Here is a 17,382-nt window from a genome sequence, read left to right as displayed (position 1 = left end):
CGAACCTACGAGAGAGCTCCGCTCTCTCGAGCCTTCGTTCGCTCGTTACACTCGCTCACGAAGACCACCGGGTTCGTCGCCCCATTCGAGCACTTCCGTTCAGACTCGTCACTCACTGCGCTCGTGAGGTCGCGTAGAACGGAAGTGCCCGGGGAGGGCTCCGAACCCTCGATCTCCGCATGTCCCAGGTCCGAGGCTCGGCAGAGTCCTCGAGGGGACACGGAGGCTTCCAAGGCGAAACCGCACCGAATCTCTGAACCCTATGAGTGCGGCGCTATGTCCAGCTAAGCCACCCGGGCTCACTCTCCGGTTGTGCGGTGTGTTTCATTAAGCTTCTCATTCGAAACCGCCGTGCAATGACGACCCACGGATTTATCACACGGTATTACTAACTGCGGTGCATGAACGTTCCCGGCATCGTCCAGTCCACGCTCGATGGCGAGGAGATCTCGGCGCAGGTGTCTCTCGGCGGCGAGGACGAACTCTACGTCACGCCGACGAAATCCGTTATCTACCGTGCTGACGGTCTGCTGAGCGACGAGTCCGTCGAAACGTACCCCCACGACGCGGACCGCCTCACCCTCTCCGAAGGGCGGCGCAAGACCCGCTTTTCGCTCGAGTACGCACTCGGGGACACGGACGAGTTCGCGATCCCGGCGCGGAAGACCGAAGCGGCGCTTCACCCGGTTCTGGCGGGCGTCCTGAGCGGTAACGGCATCACCGATCCCGGCGAGACCGTCGTCCAGACGTACCGCTTCAGCGAACTCACCGTGATCGTCACCAGCCAGCGACTCCTCAAGCACGTCGGCGAGGCGGTCTGGGACGGCGACTTCGAGGGGTATCACTTCGATGACGTCACGAAGCTCTCCTTCGAGGACGGGGCGGTTGCGACCCAGGTCGTCCTCGAGGTCGACGGCCGCCAGCAGCGGATCAAAGCGCCCAACGACCAGGCGGGCGATCTCAGCGAGCGGCTCAAACGGGCGCTGTTCGCCTACTACGACGTCGACTCCCTCGCGGCGCTCAACGAGCGGATCGGCGTCGAGGAGGCCGAGGACCCACAGGACGATCCGGCCGCGGCCTTCGGTGAGGGCGTCGACCCGCTCGACGCGGATCCGCCGGCTCCCGAGGACGGGGCGACAGCCTCCGACCGTGACGCCGAACGCGCCACCTCCGTCGGCGAGACGCGACCGTCGTCCGCAGCCGCGGTGGCGCCCGCACACACGCCGGATCGCGAAGGCGAGTCCGCGGCCGCCGAGTCGGAAACCGAAACGCGACCGGCCGAGGACGGCTTCGAACACAGCGAGTTTACCCCGGCGACGTCGGACTCCGACGCGGAACTCGCGGCGCGCCTCGAGGCGCTCGAGGCGACCGTCGAGCGACAGACGGAACTCCTCGAGCGCCAGCAGCGCACGATCGAACAGCTGATCGAGGAACTCCGACAGGGCCGCTGATCGCCGTTCACTCCTCCCTGCCGGTCACTTTTCGGATACACGACGAGCCGAACGGGCCGAGCTCGCCGGCCTCGAGTTTGATGAAGTGGCCCGTCGAGAGCCCCGACCCGCAGCGCCGACACGAGAACTCGCCCTCTCTGGTCACCACGTCCTGCTCGTAGCGGACGTAGAGCCGACTCTTCGGCCGGACGATCCCGTCCTCGCGCTCGATTATCCCGCGGAGTTCAGCCTCGTCGAGGATCGTGCGGGTCACCGTGGGGTCGCTCGTCACCGTCTCGATCCGGTCGACGGCTGCCGCCAGCGAGAGCGACTCGTGTTCGAGTCGCTCGAGCAGGGCCAGTCCCAGTTCGACGCGGTCGTCCATCGGTGGGTGCTGCCCCGGCAACCCGGATAAACGTTGCGCCAGCGGCGGCGAACGAGCACAAAGGCTTCGGTACTCGAGTTCGAATCGCGGTCGATGGCTCCGTCGACGTCGGTGCGTGCACTCGCGGGGGTGGCGATCCTGGGATCGGTCGTCGCGGCCGGACTGTTCGTCTCTCCGACGGCGGCGGGACCGGCCGTCGAGGCGGTGGTCGACGACCCGTTCCTGTTCGGCCTCGTCGTCCTCGGACTGTACCTCCTCCGGCCGCTCGTCGCGTGGCCGACGACGCCGCTCGCGGTTATCGTCGGCTACGGTTACGGGGTCGCCGTCGGGGTTCCGGTCGCACTCGGCGGGGTGTGCCTCACGGTCGTTCCGACGTACGTCGCCGTCCGCTGGCTCGAGAACGGCCGGCGGCCCGCGGTCGACTCGGCCTCTCGAGGCTACCTCGAGCGAGCTGTCGACGTCTCAGAGCGGTACTACGAGGCGACCGGTCCGGTCAGGGGCGTCGTCGCTTCGCGGCTGGCGCCGATTCCCTCGGACGTCTCGACGGCCGCGGCCGCTGCCAGCGGTATCAAACTCCGACACCTCCTGTTCGGAACGGCCCTCGGCGAACTTCCGTGGACGGTTGCGGCCGTCGCCGTGGGCGCCTCCGCGGCGACGATCACGACGGAGGGGATCGCCGATTTCGGCGGCCTGCTCGCCGTCGCCGGGGGTGTCGGGGCCGTGCTTTTACTCGCCGGTCCCGTCTACCGGCTCCTCGTCACCGACGCCGGCGAGCCCGCGCCCGCCTCCGGACCGGGGTCGCACTAGCGAAACGGATCGCTACAGTCGATGATGACGCCGTGCTGCGGGCAGACGTACTTGCAGTGGCGCTTGTACATCGGCGCCCGGCAGTGCGGACACGTCGGCGCGCCCGTCGGCCGATCGGATCGAGCGGTCGACGTCCGACGCCCGTTCTCCCCACCGTCACTCATGCCGTCTCCTTTCGCCACCACGCGCTAAGGGGTTACGGTCGGTCGACCGACGCGCCGTCGCATCTCACCCGTAGTGTGTCGCCAGCCGTTGGACTCGGCCTCTCGAGGCGGCCTTGCTGATCGCGCGTACGAGTACGGTCGTCGGCCTGTACGCGACGTACTCGTCGGGCGATTTGATCGCCGTAATCTTCCAGAAGCCGGGCGCGCGAAGCGTGAGTTGACACCGCCCGGACTCGTCGGTGACGGCCGTCTCCGTGTGGCTGCTGACGGTGACACCTTCGACCGGCTTGTTCCAGTCTCGAGCCCGTATCGTGACGGGTTCGCCGACGACCGGCTCGTCGGTGTCCGCCTCGAGAACGAGCGGGCGCTGATCGATCATGCTATCGAATAGCATCGGAGCGGTGAAAAAGCTGACACCTGAAGGTGAGGGGTCGTTCCGTAGCGCCCGGTCGGGGGCGGCGGTGTGGCGCTAGTCGCTCAGCACTCCGACCAGCCGCAGGACTCGCAGCTCTTACAGCCCTCCGAGAAGTACAGCGACAGCGAGCCACAGGAGGGACACTCCGGGGACTCGCCGGCGTCGATGAGATCCTGGGTGGCGTCCCGGTCGGCTTCGGTCGGCGTCCCCGCGGCCGCTCCGCCGTCGGTTTCGTGGCCCTCGTACTCGATCGCCTCCTCCGCGTCGGCTGCGTCCTCGAGCGTCTGCTGTTTCGGGTACGGCTTGTCGATCTCGCCCTCGAGGTAGCGGCGCATCGCGGTGCCGATCGCGTCGGGGATCGACTGGATCTGTTCGCCCTTGTCCCAGGCGACCTTCGGCGAGCGCGTCCCGCAGAGTTCGTCGACGATCTCCTCGGGGTCGACGCCCGAGCGCAGCGAGGTCGAGATGACCTTGGCCAGCGCCTCAGTAAAGGAGTTCGTGAAGCCGCCGGAGTGGCCGATGTTCGCGAACAGTTCGAACGGCTGGCCCGTCTCGGGGTCCTCGTTGATCGTCACGTACACCTTGCCGTAGCCGGTGTCAATGCGCTGGCTGACACCCTGGAGCGAATCGGGTCGCTCGCGCTTCTCGGTGAAGTCGACCTGTACGGGCTCGTCGCGTGGCAGGGCGTCGGTCCCCTCGCCGAGTACGTCGCGGACGTCTTCGCTCTCGAGGAACGCCTCGAGGCCGCCGAAGATCTCGTCGATCTGTTCGAGCAGGGCCTCGGCGGCTTCTGCCTCGTCGGCGAACTCGGCGTTGTCGGCCCGGGTCGTCAGCACCTGCTTCGAGCGGGTGCCGTCGCGGTAGTAGGTGACGCCCTTGCCGCCGTGGTCGTACACCCACTCGAAGACCTCCTTCGCGTCCTCGAGCGTGGAGTCGTTGGGCGCGTTGACCGTCTTCGAGATCGCGGAGTCGACGCCGGCCTGGCAGGCACACTGGACCGCCGCGTGCTGTTTGGCGGTGACGTCTGCGGTGACGACGAACAGTTCGCCGATGGCGTTCGGTACGCTCTCGAGCCCTTCGACGCCGTCGAACCGGTTCGTGGCCATCTGCTCCTGAGCCTCCTCTTTGACCGTGTCGACGTCGATGTCGTTGGCCTCGAGCACCCGGAGGAAGTAGTCGTCGAACTCGACGAGCATCTCGTCGCCCTGGACGTCGTCGGTGACGTTCTTGTAGTAAGCGACGTTGTAGATCGGCTCGCAGCCGCCGGTCGTATTGCCGACCATCGAGGTCGTCCCGGTCGGGGCGATTGTCGTCACGTTGTGGTTACGGATCGGGAAGCCGTCCGGGAACTTCTCGGCGTCGAGGCCGGTCTGGTGTTCGAACCACTCGCGGTACTCGAGCGGGTCGGCGTACTTCGAATCGTCCCAGTCGTTGAAGGAGCCACGCTCCTCTGCGAGCTCGTGGCTCGTCCACTTGGCCTCGTGGTTGATGTGAGTCATCAGCTGGCGGGCGATTTCGTTGCCCTCCTCGCTTCCGTACTTCACGCCGAGCTGAATGTACAGCTGGGCGAGGCCCATGATTCCCAGACCGATCTTGCGCATATCGCGGACAGTCCGCTCGATCTCCTCGACGGGGAAGTCGGACATCGTGACGACGTTCTCGAGGAACCGGGTCCCGTAGGCGATGCGCTCGTCGAACTCCTCGTAGTCGATTGCCTCCTCGAGGAACGCGGAAATCGCCGCCTCCTGAGAGTCGTACTCGTCGGCGTGTTCGGCCGACCAGACGCGCCAGTCGGGCGCCTCGAGGTCGGCGAGCGTCGAGAGGTTGATGTGTCCGAGGTTGCAGGCCTCGTGTTCCTCGAGGGGCTGCTCGCCGCAGGGATTCGTTGCCAGGATGCGGTGGTCGGGGTGTTTCTCGACGTCGAACGAGTGTTCCTTGTTCACCCGCTCTAGGTAGATCACGCCGGGTTCGCCGTTCTCGTGGGCGCCCTCGACGATGCGCTCCCAGATGAGTTCCGCTGGAATCGACAGCTCCTCGCCGACTTCGACGTGCTCGTCGAGGTCGTACCGGCCGTACATCTCCTTCGTCTCGGCGGTGGCGACGTGTGGCTCGCCGGTCCGCGGGTTCGTAAAGGTGTACTCCTCCCCGTTCCGGAGGGCTTCCATGAAGTCGTCCGTGACGCCGACCGAGATGTTGAAGTTAGAGAGGTGGCCTTCGACGGCGTTCCGGAGGTGCTTCGGGACGCGACCGTCCTCGTCGATGAGCTCGCGGGCTTCCTCGAGGGCCTCCGAGAACGTGGTGTAGGTGTAGTCGTCGGGGTCGTTGAGCCGGAGCGTGTGGGCGAGCGAGACGTCCTTGTTCTTCGCGTGGATGAACTCGATGACGTCCGGGTGGGAGACGCGCATGATCCCCATCTGGGCGCCGCGCCGGGTGCCGCCCTGGGCGATAGTCTCACAGAGCTGGTCGTAGGTCCGCATGAAGGTGATCGGACCCGAGGCGATGCCGCCCGTAGAGCCGACCGAGTCCCCGAAGGGGCGCAGCTGCCAGAAACCGTAGCCGACGCCGCCGCCGCTCTGGAACACCTCGGCGGCCTTCTTGGCCGTCTCGTGGATGTCCGAGAGGTCGTCGTCGGGGCTCATGACGAAACACGCCGAGAGCTGCTGGAGTTCGTCGCCGGCGTTCATCAGCGTCGGCGAGTTCGGCATGAACGAGAGCGTTTCCATCCCCTCGATGAACGTCTCGGCGACGTCCTCGACGTGATCGCGGATCTCCGCGGGAAGCTCGGGGACGACCGTGTCGTAGGCGAACTTGTTGACGTTTTCTTCGGTGAGAACGGTTTCGGCGTCGTCTCGCGGGCTCTGCTCGCTCGACCGGTCCGAGGCGCTTCGCGCCTCGCTGCCGAAAACCTCCGCGGCCAGCTCGTCCCGGCGCGGGTGATCGGGCTTGAGCTGGTCGGGCGTGACCGTGATCTCGCGGCCGCGTTTTTCGGCCTCGTAGACGGCCTCCGCGAGCGCGATGTTCCGACCGACGCGAGTGAAGAGCTCCTCTTGACTCTCGACGAGCTCGCCGTCGGCGTCCCGCCGGAGGTAGCGGGCCGGGAGGATGTTCTGGTAGGCGTTGTCGGTCATGCGCTCTGCGAGGGTGTCGCCCTCGGTGCGCTTGATCGGCAGGGTGAGCTCGTCCGCACCGATGTCCGAGTCGCTCATGCGCGCGTCACCTCAGGCGCATCCCCACGCCCCCTTCCGATTCTTCGTTCTGTCCAGGTGGTAATTCGCATCATTCGTGACGAAGGTTCGGTATCGAGCCATACACATAAAACGTGTGGTCTTGTGCTTCTAACATTGCACTAATACAATTTTACTTTCATAGATGACTCTGTCATCTGTCGTTTCCGGTTCCTGCCAGCGTACCCGAGCGGGCGTGCCAGCGGCCAGTGAGACCTACGGGGGCGACCGCCTTAACGATTATCAGAGGAGACTGAAAGTAATCTCTACCGAGCGTATCCGCCGACCTGTTGTCGATTTATTCTTTCACCGTACCCTGAAAGACTATATACATAGACTTCTCTTTCACTCTATGATCGGATCACTCCTGACCGGAACGACCCTCCTCGCCGCGCTTACGGTTCTCGCCGGAATCGTCGTCGTGATCATGGCCGTCAAGTTCGCCGTCAAGATGGCGATTCGCGTCGGCGTCGTGGCCGCCGTCGTCCTCGCGAGCCTCTACGCGGTCGGCGTCATCGGCTAATCCCTCGGCGCCGAACCGGCGGCCTGTGCCAGCGACAGAAAGTTCTCGATCACGTCGTGACCGACGGCCGTGAGCACGCTCTCGGGGTGAAACTGCACGCACTCGAGTGGGTACTCCCGATGGCGGACGCCCATGACCAGCGTCTCACCGCCGTTCTCGGTCCGTGAACGGTCCTCGACGCCGTGTTCGGCCGTCGCCGACACGTCGAAACACGGCGGCACCGACGTCGCGACCAGCGAGTGGTACCGCCCGGCCCGAAAGCCCTGCTCGAGGCCGGCGAACACGCCCCGGCCGTCGTGGTCGACGGCCGAGGCCTTCCCGTGGACCGGATCGGGTGCACGACCGATCTCGCCGCCGAACTCGTAGACGGCGGCCTCGAGACCCAGACACACGCCGAACGTCGGCACCGTCGGCGTCAGTTCGCGGAGCACGTCCGTCGTTACGCCCACGTCCCGCTCGTTCTTCGGATGGCCCGGCCCCGGACTGAGGACGATCGCGTCCGGCTCTGCCGCCCGCACGTCGGCGAGCGAGGCGGTGTTCTTCACCACAGTCGTCTCGGCGCGCTCGCTCACGTACTCGACGAGGTTGTAGGTGAACGAGTCGAAGTTGTCGACGAACAGGACGTGCGGCAGCGAACCTGTCGCGGGCGTCGGCGTCGCGCTCATCGGGACGCCTCCGAGGCCGTGGTGTCGGCCTCGAGCGCCTCGAGCGCCGCGAGGACGCCGTTCATCTTCTGTTCGGTCTCCTCGTACTCCGCGGCGGGGTCGCTGTCGGCGACCAGCCCCGCGCCGGCGCGAACGGTGATCAGCCGGTCGGCCTCGTCGACGGGACCCGTTCCGCGATCGACGTCCGCCTCGACGGTCGCCGTCCGGATCACGATCGCGAAGTCGGCGTCGCCGGACCAGGAGTAGTAGCCGACGCCGCCGCCGTACAACCCCCTGGGCTCGGCCTCCAGCTCGTCGATGATCTCCATCGCTCGCACCTTCGGCGCCCCCGAGAGGGTCCCGGCGGGGAAGGCGGCTCGCGTCGCGTCGAACGCGTCGGTCTCGGCCGCGAGTTCGCCCGTCACCGTCGACTCGATGTGCTGGACGTGGCTGTACTTGAGGACGTTCATGAACTCGTCGACCCTGACCGATCCCGGCTCGCAAACCCGCCGCACGTCGTTTCGAGCGAGGTCGACGAGCATCGTGTGCTCGGCGCGTTCCTTCCCGTCCGCCAGCATCTCACCGGCCAGCCGTCGGTCCTCGACGGGACTCGCTCCCCGCCCGCAGGTGCCCGCGATCGGATTCGCCATCACCTCCCGCCCGCGCACGGAGACCAGCGTTTCGGGGCTCGCGCCCACGACGGTCAGGTCGTCGTGATCGAGCAGGTACATGTACGGCGAGGGGTTGACCGCCCGCAGCGCCTCGTACAGCCCGAGCGGGTCGATCTCGCCGGCGAGTTCGCGCCGTCGAGAGATCACGCCCTGGTAGATGTCGCCGTCCAGGACGTGCTCTTTCGCCCGGCGGACGCTCTCCTCGTAGGCTTCGCGCGAGCCGGCGGTCTCCCCGCGCCGGACGAAGCCGCCGGTTTCGACCGGCCCCGCCTCCTCGAGCCGCCGCCGGACCCGCTCGGCCTCCCGCTCGAGGCGGTCGTACACCTCCGCGGGGTCGTCGTCGGCTTCGATCACCGGCGTGAAGACGAGCGAAACCGTTCCGTCGCGCTCGTCGAACGCGAGGGTCTTCGTCGTCAGGACGAACTGGGCGTCCGGGAAGCGAGAGTCGGGACGTTCACAGCCGACCTCCTCGAGCCAGAGGTCGTAGACGGCATCGTAGGCGAGAAAGCCGACCAGTCCGCCCTCGAGGTGCTGGCGGTCGTGATCGGGGACGTTCTCGAGGCGAACGTCCGGCAGCGCCCGCCTGAGCACGTCGAGGACGTCTGCGTCGGACGCGCCGTCGAGGGACATCGACTCGAGGGGTGCCGCCGGCGTCAGCGCCTCGACGGCCGCCCCGTCGGGGCCGATCGTGACGACGGCCTCCGGGTCGTAGCCCACGTAGGAGAAGCGGGCGTGACGGTCCGCCTGAGCCGCGTTCGGCCGAAACGCGCCGTCGGGATCGCTCGAGGCGGTCTTCTCGGCGCTCTCGAGCAGGAACGAGTACGGAGACGACGGCTCGTCAGCCGGACCGGATCGGCCCGTGAGCGCGGCGTAGGCGTCGAGCGGGGTCGTCTCGACCTCGAGCGTGGCGACGGCGCGAACGACGGTCGGGCGGACTTCGGCTGCTGGTTCCGGGAGTGGGACGTCGGCGTCGCTCGCGGCACCTGCTGCCAGCTCGAGGAAATGCTGGCGGGAGATGTCGAGTTCGGGGCGGTCGACTCCCGTCTCAGCGGCCGCGTCGGTCACGGTTCGACGGGGTGGCGACCCCGTTTCGCGCGGGCGACGAACGACCTGACCGCGGCCCCGTCCTTGACGCCGCCTTCGGCTTCGACGCCGCTCGCGACGTCGACGGCGAACGGCGAGACGGTCTCGACGGCGCCCGAGACGTTCTCCGGCGTGAGTCCGCCGGCGAGCACGACCGGCGAGGAGAGCGACGCCGTCGCGGCGTGCGTTCGCTCCCAGTCGTGGGTCTCGCCCGTTCCGCCGCCGCCGTCGTCGCCGACGCTGTCGACGACGAGCGCGTCGACGACGTCGTCGTAGATCCCGGCGGTGTCGACGCGGTCCGCCCCGACCGCGAGCATGACGCGCGCGTCGACCTTCGCCCGGACGTACGCGAGGTCGCCCGGTCGCATCTCGCCGTGGATCTGTACGGCGTCGGGTTCGACCGCCTCGACCAGTTCGATCGCGCGTTCCGGTCCTGCCGGCATGGTCACGAGCACGGCCGTCACGAACGGCGGCGTCGCCGCGACGAGCTCAGTTGCCCGCGCGGTCGAGACCGAGCGCGGCGTCTCGATCGGGACGTCACAGACGACGCCGACCGCGTCGGCGCCGGCGTCGACGGCGCGCTCGAGGTCCCGCTCGCGGGTGATCCCGCAGATCTTGACCCGCGTCATCGCTGTACCCCTGCTCGGAGTCCGCACAGCGACTCGAGTTTCGCCGCGGCGGCACCGGATTCGATCGCCTCTCGAGCGGCGCCAACGCCGGCTTCGAGGCTGTCTACGTCACCGGCGACGTAGATCGCCGCGCCGGCGTTCGCGAGGATCACGTCCCGCTTCGCACCGCCGGTCTCCCCGGCGACGATCCCGCGAAGGGCGGCGGCGTTCTCCGCCGGGGTGCCGCCCGCGATGGCGCCGATGGCGTGGGTCTCGAGCCCGAGATCGGCGGGCTCGAGCGTGTACGTCTCGACGTCGGAGCCGGTCACCTCGGCGGCGGTCGTCTCGCCGTGGATCGCGATCTCGTCGGTGCCCGCGCCGTGGACGACCAGCGCGCGCTCGACGTCCATCCGTGCGAGCGCGCGGGCGAGGACCGGCACCAGCTCCGGGTCGTAGACGCCGACGACCTGTGCGTCGGCGCCGGCGGGGTTCGTTAGCGGCCCGAGGACGTTGAACACCGTCCGCATTCCGAGCTCCTTGCGCGGGCCGATAACGGCCTTCATCGCGGGGTGAAACACCGGCGCGAGCATGAACCCGATGCCGTCGCGCTCGATGGCACGCTCGACGGCCGCGGGTTCGGCTCGTACGTCGACGCCGACCTCCTCGAGGACGTCCGCACTTCCCGAGGAGGAGGAGACGGAGTAGTTTCCGTGTTTGGCGACCGGGACGCCGGCGCCGGCGGCGACGATCGCGCTCGTCGTCGAGACGTTGATCGTGTCGTAGTCGTCGCCGCCGGTGCCGCAGGTGTCGACGAGCGGTTCGCGGTCGGGCTCGATCGTTCGGGCGGCCGCGCGCATTCCCTCGGCGAAGCCCGCGATCTCGGCTTCGGTTTCGCCCTTCGCGCGCAGCCCCGCCAGCAGCGCGCCGATCTGGGCCTCCGTCGCCTCCTCGAATACCGCCGCCGAGGCGGCTCGAGCGTCCGATTGTGAGAGATCCTGCCTGTCCGTGACTCGTTCGACGTATGCTTGCATAGGGGAACACCAGTGTACTGGTTTGTCTTACAATGTCCAAATGAGTACATCGACTTAAACGTATCGCCGAGTGCGCCGGACTGGCGCAGGGCGCCCGATTCGAAACCTTCAATTACGGGGGCGGGCAACGAACGACTGCACACCGACGCGGTGACGCGCCGCGGGAGGTCCCAGGCGGGTTGGTGGTCTAGTCTGGTTATGACACCTCCTTGACATGGAGGAGGCCGGCAGTTCAAATCTGCCCCAACCCACTACTTCTGTCGCGAGCAAACCCGCGAGCGACAGGACTGTGACGTTGGGCAGATTTGAATCAGGGAGTGGAGCGAGCGGAGTGAGCGGAACGATCGTGGTTCAAATCTGCCCTACCCCACTACCTGTGAGTACTCGATCCGGGAACAACCGGTCTGAAAAATCGGCTCGAGACCGGGAACTCATACGATCTGTTGTAATTCTTTCCCGGTCATCGCTCGACCGGGGCAGCGATGACCGGGAATACGTTACAACGATCCGTATCAGTCGGTGGAGTGCGCCGGCGCGCCGCCGCGAGCGCCCTGCGATTCACCCGCCCGCCCGCGGCCCTGCTGGGTTTCCAGTTCGAACTCGGGGGATTCCCACGTGTCCCAGTGCTCGTCGGCGTCGGGGTCGCCGAGCGTCCGAAGCGCCTCCACGCGGAGCGTGTACGTACCGCCCGGAACCGGCCGAACGTTGTCGCTCCGACCGGCCTGCGTCGTGCCCGGCCACGGGAACGCGTAGTAGACGTCCGGGCCCGAACTGCGCGGCAGGTACTGATCCGACATCGCGAGCCACTCCCGGCCGCTCTGCTGGTGGACGGCGTAGACGCGCATCTCCTGGGGGAAGTGACCGAAGAACGCCTCGAGCACCGGAACGTCGTCGTCCCGGAGCGCGAAGGTGTGGCCGTCCTCGACGGGCTCGTAGCCCGCGATCTCGCCGTCCTCGTCGTAGACGATTTCCGACAGACGGGGCTCTTGCTCGACGAAGTCGGGCACATCATCCTCGAGGACGAAGTAGCCGAACAGGTCCAGCTCCTGATAGTCACCCGCGTACCCCGCGTACGGGACGCGAAGCGTCTCGAGGTCGTCGTCGTCGGGCGTCAGCTCGACGTAGCCGCCGTACTGGTGGTTCGGTAACCCGAATGCGGGCGCTTCGATCGTTACGTCGACCTCGACCGAGTCGCCTGCGGGAACGGTCACGGTCTCGGGCGCTGCAATACCACCACCCGGATTCAGGAACGTCGGCGCGAACGTGTTGATCCCCGTTCCGAGCGCCGCCACGTGATCGACCGCGTACGCAACGTCGTGGTCCGCGTCGTTCGAGACGGTCAGCGTGACCTCGGTCGTCTCCCTGTCTGCGAGCGCGATCTGACCGGGTTCGACGCGCCCTTCTGCGGTGATCGCCCGATCTATCTGGACCATTCCGGCGCCCTGTCGGAAGCTGTGGTCGAGGAGCCCGGCATCGGGAGCGAGCGACCACGGGAGCGGGTCGGCGGTGTTCTGCAACCGGTCGCGCACCTCGAGCGGATCGAGGTCCTCCTCCTCTAACAGCAGCGCGACCGCGCCCGCGACGTGGGGTGCGGCCATCGAGGTCCCCGACAGCATCGCGTACCCCTCGAGCGCCAGCGGGTACGTCGAGGTGATCATTCCGCCGGGGGCGGTGACGCTCGGACCGAACGCGAGTTCGACGTCCTGTCCGTAGGAGGTGAAACTCGAGAGCAGTCCGCCCTCGGGGTTCGGCGAATCGACCATCTCGTCGGTGAACTCGAGGGTGACCTCCTCGCCGGCTTCGACGAGGTCGACGAGCGCCTCGCCGTCGGCCTGGCCGATACCCGCACCCCAGACCCCTTCGACCCCGGCGTCCTCGATCGTTCCGCTGAACAGGCCGGGAATGTTGTTGTAGATTACGACGCCGACCGCGCCCGCGTCGACGGCGTGTACGTACTTCTCCGCGAACGAACAGTGGCCGCGCTCGATGAGCGCGACGTGGCCCTCCGGGAAGTCCGCGAAGTCATCGGGGTCGCAGCCGAAGTAGCCGTCTTCGTCGTCGATCACGGAACTCGAGGGGAGCGCCAGCGGCGCCGACTCGCCGTCGGTCGGCGGCGCTTCGGCGCCGGTCATCTCGAGGTAGGGCACCGGCTCCTCGAGCTGGTCGACGTCGAACGCGAGCGCCTGCAGGTGTGTGTTCTCCGCGCTCGCGACGCTGATGATGTCGTGGGCGTTCGCGGGCGCGCTCAGGCTCCACGCCCCCAGCGCGCCGTCGTTCCCGGCGGAGTTGACGACGACGACGCCCTGGTCGGCGAGTTCGTTGCTCGCCGCGGTAGTCGGGTACGCCTGGCCCCACGCCAGGCTCGCCCCGAGGGACATGTTGACGATGTCCATCCCGTCCTCGTAGGCGTCCTCCAGCGCCGCGACGATGACGTCGGCGCTGGTCGATCCGATGTCGAACACCTTGTAGGCGCCGAGGGACGTTCCGGGCGCGACGCCGGTGACGCCGTCCTCGTCGGCTGCCTCGGCGCCGGTGATGCCAGCGACGTGGGTGCCGTGTCCCTGCGGGTCCATCGGATCGGGGTTCGGGTTCGGTTCGGCGTCCGGATCGCCGCTGTCGAAGCCTTCCCCGACGTAGTCCCAGCCGTGCGTGATACGGGGGTGGGTTTCACCGTCGGGGTCGGTCAGCGTCCGATCGCCGTCGCTCGTGGCGGTGTACTCGACGTCCTCGTCGCCGCTGCCGCCGAGATCCGGGTGGTTGTAGTCGATGCCGGTGTCGACGGTCGCCACGCTCAGTCCGTCGCCGGTCAGCCCGAGTTCCGACTGCGCGGCGTCCGTGCCGGTCATCGCGAGCGCGGTGTCGAGCGCCGGCGCTGCGTCCGCCGGTTCGGGTCGGTCGACGATCGCCACCGGATAGACGGCGCTGACGCTGTCGAGGGCGGTCAGCGCCACCGCGTCGGCCAGCTCCGCGCGCACCGAGAGGCCGTTCCACAGCGTCGTGAAGTCCAGTCGCTGGCTGAACGAGACGCCCTCCTGACGGGCCTCCGAGCGCAGGTGGGCGCGCTCGTTCGCGTGGTCGGACGGGCTCCCCCCTCGAGCGGTCGGCGCCGCCGCGAACTCGACGAACCACCGGTTTCGCGCCCACTGGTCGGGGGCGTCGCCGCTCCCCTCCCACGGCGGGGGACTCTCGGGTCGGATTCGATCGACGGCCGACGCTCCGTCGTCGGCGAGGGCCGTTCCGGAGAAGACGGTGCCGAGACCGACGGCGCCGGCGAGTTTCAGCGCAGTTCGCCTGTCGATTTGACTCCCGTTCACAGCGTTGTGAGTGTATTCAGTCATTGATTTTCAGAGCCGTGTTACTGTGTCCCAGTGCAGCTTGTCACGTCCCCACGACTCATCAGTTCTCACTGCTGAGAAGTGTTAGTACTATCTCATTATTACAAGGATATAATTACAGACTATTTCTGTTACCAGTGGCACAGGCTCATCGTCGCAGTGATGCCTGCGGATACGGTTCACTGTGGTCCACTCCCGTAGCGAGATTACAACCCCCGCGAGGGGCCCGTGAACGACCGGAACGGAGTCTGGAGCGTCGTCGGAACGGCGGTTATCGGGAGAACAATCGCGTGAGCCGCCCCAGTAGTCCGGCGGAGGGCGTTTCCTCGGGAGACTCGTCGTCGGTTCGGTCGTCCAGTTCGGTCGGTGGCTCCCCGTCCGAGACCGCGTCGCCCTCGCCGGTCGCCGTCTCGAGGTCGTCGAGCGAGAGGTCGATCTCGTCGATGTCGGGCGTCTCCTCGCGGCCGTCGCCGGCCTCCGCGGCGCGGACGTCGGCGCCCGTGACGGTTCCCGCCTCGACGCGAGCCGAGAGGTCGGCGCTCGTCTCGTCGTCCTCGAGCGCGGTTCCGGACTCGCTTTCGACTCGTGCGTTCTCGCTTTCGACCGCCCTCGCCGGCTCGCGCGCCGTACCGGCGTTTTCGGCGTCGTCGGCTCTCGAACGCGTCTCTCCAGCCAGGTCGGTCGCGCTCTCGGTTTCGGCGTCGCCGGTTCGCGGCGTCGACTCGAGGGAGTCGAGGATGTCGTCGACGCTCTGATTCGAGACGACGCGGGTGGGACCGCCGCCGGGGGCCCGCATGCGCCCCTCGGCGTCGGTATCCCCTCCGGTCGACGGCTCCTCGTTCGCGTCGGCGGACGATCCGTTGTCGGTCATGGTACGCGTGTGTCGCCCGCGAAACCATAAGCTTCCCCGTCGATCGATCACTCGGCGACATGCGGGTGCGAGAGGACGACGTTGATGACGGCGCCGACCAGAAGCAGCATGCCGGCGAAGTAGAGCCAGGTGACGAACAGGATCACGACGCCGACCGCGCCGTAGGCCTCGTACTGCCCGGCGTGTGCGGTGTAGAGCTGAAAGCCGACCTGCAGGACCGTCCAGCCGATCGCGGCGAACGCCGCCCCCGGAACGATCTCCACGAACTCGACGGCCACCGGCGGGAGCACGTAGTAGATCGGGAGGAAGACGAGAAACAGCCCGAGCAACAGCACGCCCCATCCGAGCAGGCCGCCGAAGGGGATGGCGTCGGCGACGAGTCCGAGAACGGCCCCGAGAACGACCATCAGCGAGAGGGCGCCGGCGGCCGCGAGGATCACCGCGACACCGTCGCGAATCTGCTCGAGCAGGGAGTCCTCGTCGGCCGCGTCGTAGACCGTATCGAACGCGAGGCTGAGACCGCGAAAGACCTTGAGTGCGCCCCACGCCGAGACGGCGAGTGCGACGACGGTCGCCTCCGCCCGCCCCGACTCGGTCATCAACGCCTCGGTGACGAGGTCTTCGCCGGCTTCGGGCAGGAAGTCGCCGGCGACGAGGACGAGTCGCTGTGCGACCTGTTCGCCGCCGAGGATCGACCCGACGACGAGCGCGAGCAACACGAGCGGGATGAGCGAGACGAACGCGTAGTAGGCGAATCCGGCGGCGAGAAACGAAACGTTGCGGTCTCGTGCCGTACGAACTACCGACGCCGTCGTCGCAGCAACGTCCATAGCCCGCCGTACCACGATCGGTCATATGAGTGTGGGAGTCGTTCGAATCGACTGTACTGTCCGTCGGCGCGGGGCTACCACTCGGTACAGAAGTTGTGCGTCGCGAACACCTGGCCCTCCTCGGTGACGTAGACGCCGACGCCGCCGCGATCCCAGCCCTCGACGTCCTCCTCGAGGATCGCCGCGCGGTGGTCCGGGGAGTTCATCCACTGCTCGACCAGCCCGTCCGCCAGCTCCTCGGCCGTGTAGTAGCTGACCGTCTCCCCATCCGAGGACTGCCGGACCGGCCTGTCGACCCAGGTCATCGCGACGTTCTCGCCGTAGGCGCGACAGTAGTCGGCAACGTCGTTGAACCGGTCGTAGGGCGACTCCCCCTCGCTGTTGACGTGGGAGATCCCCTCCTGGGCGGCCATGTCGACGCTGTGGGCTCGAGAGACGGAGGCGACCGTCCCGTCCCACTCGATCGGTTCGAGGCCGTGTTCCGCCCGGCGGTCGTTGACGCCCGCGTGGACGAAGTCCTCGACGGCTTCCGAGGTGATCCGCTCGACGTCGGTTTCGTACGCCGATACGCCGGGGTCGTCGGGGTCGGTCAGTTCGGGGTTTCGCTCGCCGGCCGGCGGCGGATCGGCGCTGGGAGAGATCGACGGCTGGCGGTCGATGCCGTCGAGTCGGTCGATCTCCTCGAGTCGATCGAACCCGTCGAGTTCCTCGAGTTCGCCCGCGAGCTGCGGGCCGACCAGCGCGACGCCGACGGCGAGCGAACAGACGACGAGTGCGACGACGAGGAATCGGACGACGCCGACGAGGCTGGCGCGGTCTTCGCGCAGCGCTCTGCGGGAGGGGCGGTCGCGGGGGCGACGGGACGGGGCGGCGGTGTCGCTCGGCCCCTGACGGCCGGACTCGTCGCTCGAGTGACCTGCCATTCGTGCTGAGAGTCGGCCTCCAGCGATAAGACAGTCGCGGTTACTCTGGTGTCGCCTCGCCGAACAGCGTCTCGTGGACCCCGAGGACGAGGCCGGGGACGACCGCCATGAAGAGGTGCTCCTCGAGGGGGATTCCAGCGACGTCGATCCCGGTGCGGAGCTTGATGTCGAAGACGCCGACGGCGAGCGTGTACCGGTCCCAGACGTAGGCGATCGGGTACAGCACGAGGATCGTGACGGCGGCCTTCCGGAGCGCGCCCGCCCGGCGAAGCAACGCGAACGCGATCGCGCCCCAGAACAGCTCGGTGAGGAGATACGTGTATCGCCCGAAGACGCTGATATCCGGAGCCATGCCCCCGGTACGACCGCGGACGTGAAAAAGGCGTTTGCCCCGGAGATGCCCGTCGCGGGCGGTACGTTAAATACCGTCGCGGGAGT

At 67.6% G+C, this 17,382-nt stretch carries 16 protein-coding genes and 2 tRNA genes; 4 read left to right on the top strand and 14 right to left on the bottom strand.

Features of this window, described 5'->3' with window-relative positions:
• Positions 1 to 145: 145 nt before the first annotated feature.
• Positions 146 to 299: transfer RNA gene (locus NMQ11_RS09900), tRNA-Met, on the bottom strand.
• Positions 300 to 401: 102 nt separating this feature from the next.
• On the opposite strand from NMQ11_RS09900, the gene NMQ11_RS09895 reads away from it, so the two are divergent.
• Positions 402 to 1,451 (top strand): DUF7115 domain-containing protein, encoded by a 1,050-nt coding sequence (locus tag NMQ11_RS09895; protein WP_255167697.1) that lies wholly within the window; start codon positions 402 to 404, stop codon positions 1,449 to 1,451.
• Between the two features lie 7 nt (positions 1,452 to 1,458).
• Here the strand turns inward: NMQ11_RS09895 and NMQ11_RS09890 are convergent, their stop codons facing one another.
• On the bottom strand, positions 1,459 to 1,815 hold the full coding sequence (locus tag NMQ11_RS09890) for a DUF5830 family protein (protein WP_255167696.1): 357 nt from the start codon (positions 1,813 to 1,815) through the stop codon (positions 1,459 to 1,461).
• 93 nt (positions 1,816 to 1,908) lie between these two features.
• Here NMQ11_RS09890 and NMQ11_RS09885 point away from each other — a divergent pair, with 93 nt between their 5' ends.
• On the top strand, positions 1,909 to 2,622 hold the full coding sequence (locus NMQ11_RS09885; protein ID WP_255167695.1) for a TVP38/TMEM64 family protein: 714 nt from the start codon (positions 1,909 to 1,911) through the stop codon (positions 2,620 to 2,622).
• Here the strand turns inward: NMQ11_RS09885 and NMQ11_RS09880 are convergent.
• The 3 genes from NMQ11_RS09880 to NMQ11_RS09870 form a co-directional block, all read right to left on the bottom strand.
• Positions 2,619 to 2,786, bottom strand: a complete 168-nt coding sequence (locus NMQ11_RS09880) for an HVO_2523 family zinc finger protein (protein WP_255167694.1) — start codon at positions 2,784 to 2,786, stop codon at positions 2,619 to 2,621. The genes NMQ11_RS09885 and NMQ11_RS09880 overlap by 4 nt on opposite strands.
• Before the next feature lie 64 nt (positions 2,787 to 2,850).
• Positions 2,851 to 3,165: a DUF4198 domain-containing protein gene (locus tag NMQ11_RS09875; protein ID WP_255167693.1), complete on the bottom strand. Its 315-nt coding sequence runs from the start codon at positions 3,163 to 3,165 to the stop codon at positions 2,851 to 2,853.
• A 98-nt stretch (positions 3,166 to 3,263) separates the two neighbouring features.
• Entirely contained in the window at positions 3,264 to 6,407 is a 3,144-nt protein-coding gene (locus NMQ11_RS09870; RefSeq protein ID WP_255167691.1) for an adenosylcobalamin-dependent ribonucleoside-diphosphate reductase, read from the bottom strand.
• 370 nt (positions 6,408 to 6,777) lie between these two features.
• On the opposite strand from NMQ11_RS09870, the gene NMQ11_RS09865 reads away from it, so the two are divergent.
• On the top strand, positions 6,778 to 6,948 hold the full coding sequence (locus tag NMQ11_RS09865) for a hypothetical protein (RefSeq protein WP_255167689.1): 171 nt from the start codon (positions 6,778 to 6,780) through the stop codon (positions 6,946 to 6,948).
• On the opposite strand, the gene trpG is transcribed toward NMQ11_RS09865, so the two are convergent.
• From trpG to trpD, 4 genes are read right to left on the bottom strand one after another with little or no spacing between them, the layout of a single operon-like run.
• Positions 6,945 to 7,613 carry an anthranilate synthase component II gene (trpG, locus tag NMQ11_RS09860; protein WP_425607687.1) on the bottom strand — a complete coding sequence of 223 codons (669 nt, stop codon included), beginning with the start codon at positions 7,611 to 7,613 and terminating at the stop codon, positions 6,945 to 6,947. The genes NMQ11_RS09865 and trpG overlap by 4 nt on opposite strands.
• Positions 7,610 to 9,328 carry an anthranilate synthase component I gene (trpE, locus tag NMQ11_RS09855; protein ID WP_255167687.1) on the bottom strand — a complete coding sequence of 573 codons (1,719 nt, stop codon included), beginning with the start codon at positions 9,326 to 9,328 and terminating at the stop codon, positions 7,610 to 7,612. Before trpE ends, trpG begins: the two co-directional genes overlap by 4 nt.
• On the bottom strand, positions 9,325 to 9,975 hold the full coding sequence (locus NMQ11_RS09850; RefSeq protein ID WP_255167685.1) for a phosphoribosylanthranilate isomerase: 651 nt from the start codon (positions 9,973 to 9,975) through the stop codon (positions 9,325 to 9,327). Before NMQ11_RS09850 ends, trpE begins: the two co-directional genes overlap by 4 nt.
• On the bottom strand, positions 9,972 to 10,985 hold the full coding sequence (gene trpD, locus NMQ11_RS09845; RefSeq protein WP_255167683.1) for an anthranilate phosphoribosyltransferase: 1,014 nt from the start codon (positions 10,983 to 10,985) through the stop codon (positions 9,972 to 9,974). Before trpD ends, NMQ11_RS09850 begins: the two co-directional genes overlap by 4 nt.
• Positions 10,986 to 11,161: 176 nt before the next feature.
• On the opposite strand from trpD, the gene NMQ11_RS09840 reads away from it, so the two are divergent.
• Positions 11,162 to 11,236: transfer RNA gene (locus tag NMQ11_RS09840), tRNA-Val, on the top strand.
• Between the two features lie 261 nt (positions 11,237 to 11,497).
• Here the strand turns inward: NMQ11_RS09840 and NMQ11_RS20100 are convergent.
• The 5 genes from NMQ11_RS20100 to NMQ11_RS09810 form a co-directional block, all read right to left on the bottom strand.
• Complete coding sequence (locus NMQ11_RS20100; protein WP_303848709.1) at positions 11,498 to 14,299, bottom strand: S8 family serine peptidase; 2,802 nt, start codon at positions 14,297 to 14,299, stop codon at positions 11,498 to 11,500.
• Between the two features lie 292 nt (positions 14,300 to 14,591).
• Positions 14,592 to 15,191, bottom strand: coding sequence for a prolipoprotein diacylglyceryl transferase (locus tag NMQ11_RS09825; RefSeq protein ID WP_255167681.1), 600 nt, complete (start codon positions 15,189 to 15,191; stop codon positions 14,592 to 14,594).
• 47 nt (positions 15,192 to 15,238) lie between these two features.
• Positions 15,239 to 16,021 (bottom strand): YihY/virulence factor BrkB family protein, encoded by a 783-nt coding sequence (locus tag NMQ11_RS09820; protein ID WP_255167680.1) that lies wholly within the window; start codon positions 16,019 to 16,021, stop codon positions 15,239 to 15,241.
• A 74-nt stretch (positions 16,022 to 16,095) separates the two neighbouring features.
• The gene (locus NMQ11_RS09815) at positions 16,096 to 16,944 is read right to left on the bottom strand and encodes a CAP domain-containing protein (RefSeq protein ID WP_255167678.1); all 849 of its coding nucleotides are present in this window, start codon (positions 16,942 to 16,944) and stop codon (positions 16,096 to 16,098) included.
• Between the two features lie 40 nt (positions 16,945 to 16,984).
• Complete coding sequence (locus NMQ11_RS09810) at positions 16,985 to 17,296, bottom strand: lycopene cyclase domain-containing protein (protein WP_255167676.1); 312 nt, start codon at positions 17,294 to 17,296, stop codon at positions 16,985 to 16,987.
• Between the last annotated feature and the right edge of the window lie 86 nt (positions 17,297 to 17,382).

This window comes from Natrononativus amylolyticus (assembly GCF_024362525.1).
Lineage (GTDB): Archaea > Halobacteriota > Halobacteria > Halobacteriales > Natrialbaceae > Natrononativus > Natrononativus amylolyticus.
This window is presented reverse-complemented; position numbering and strand designations above follow the sequence as displayed.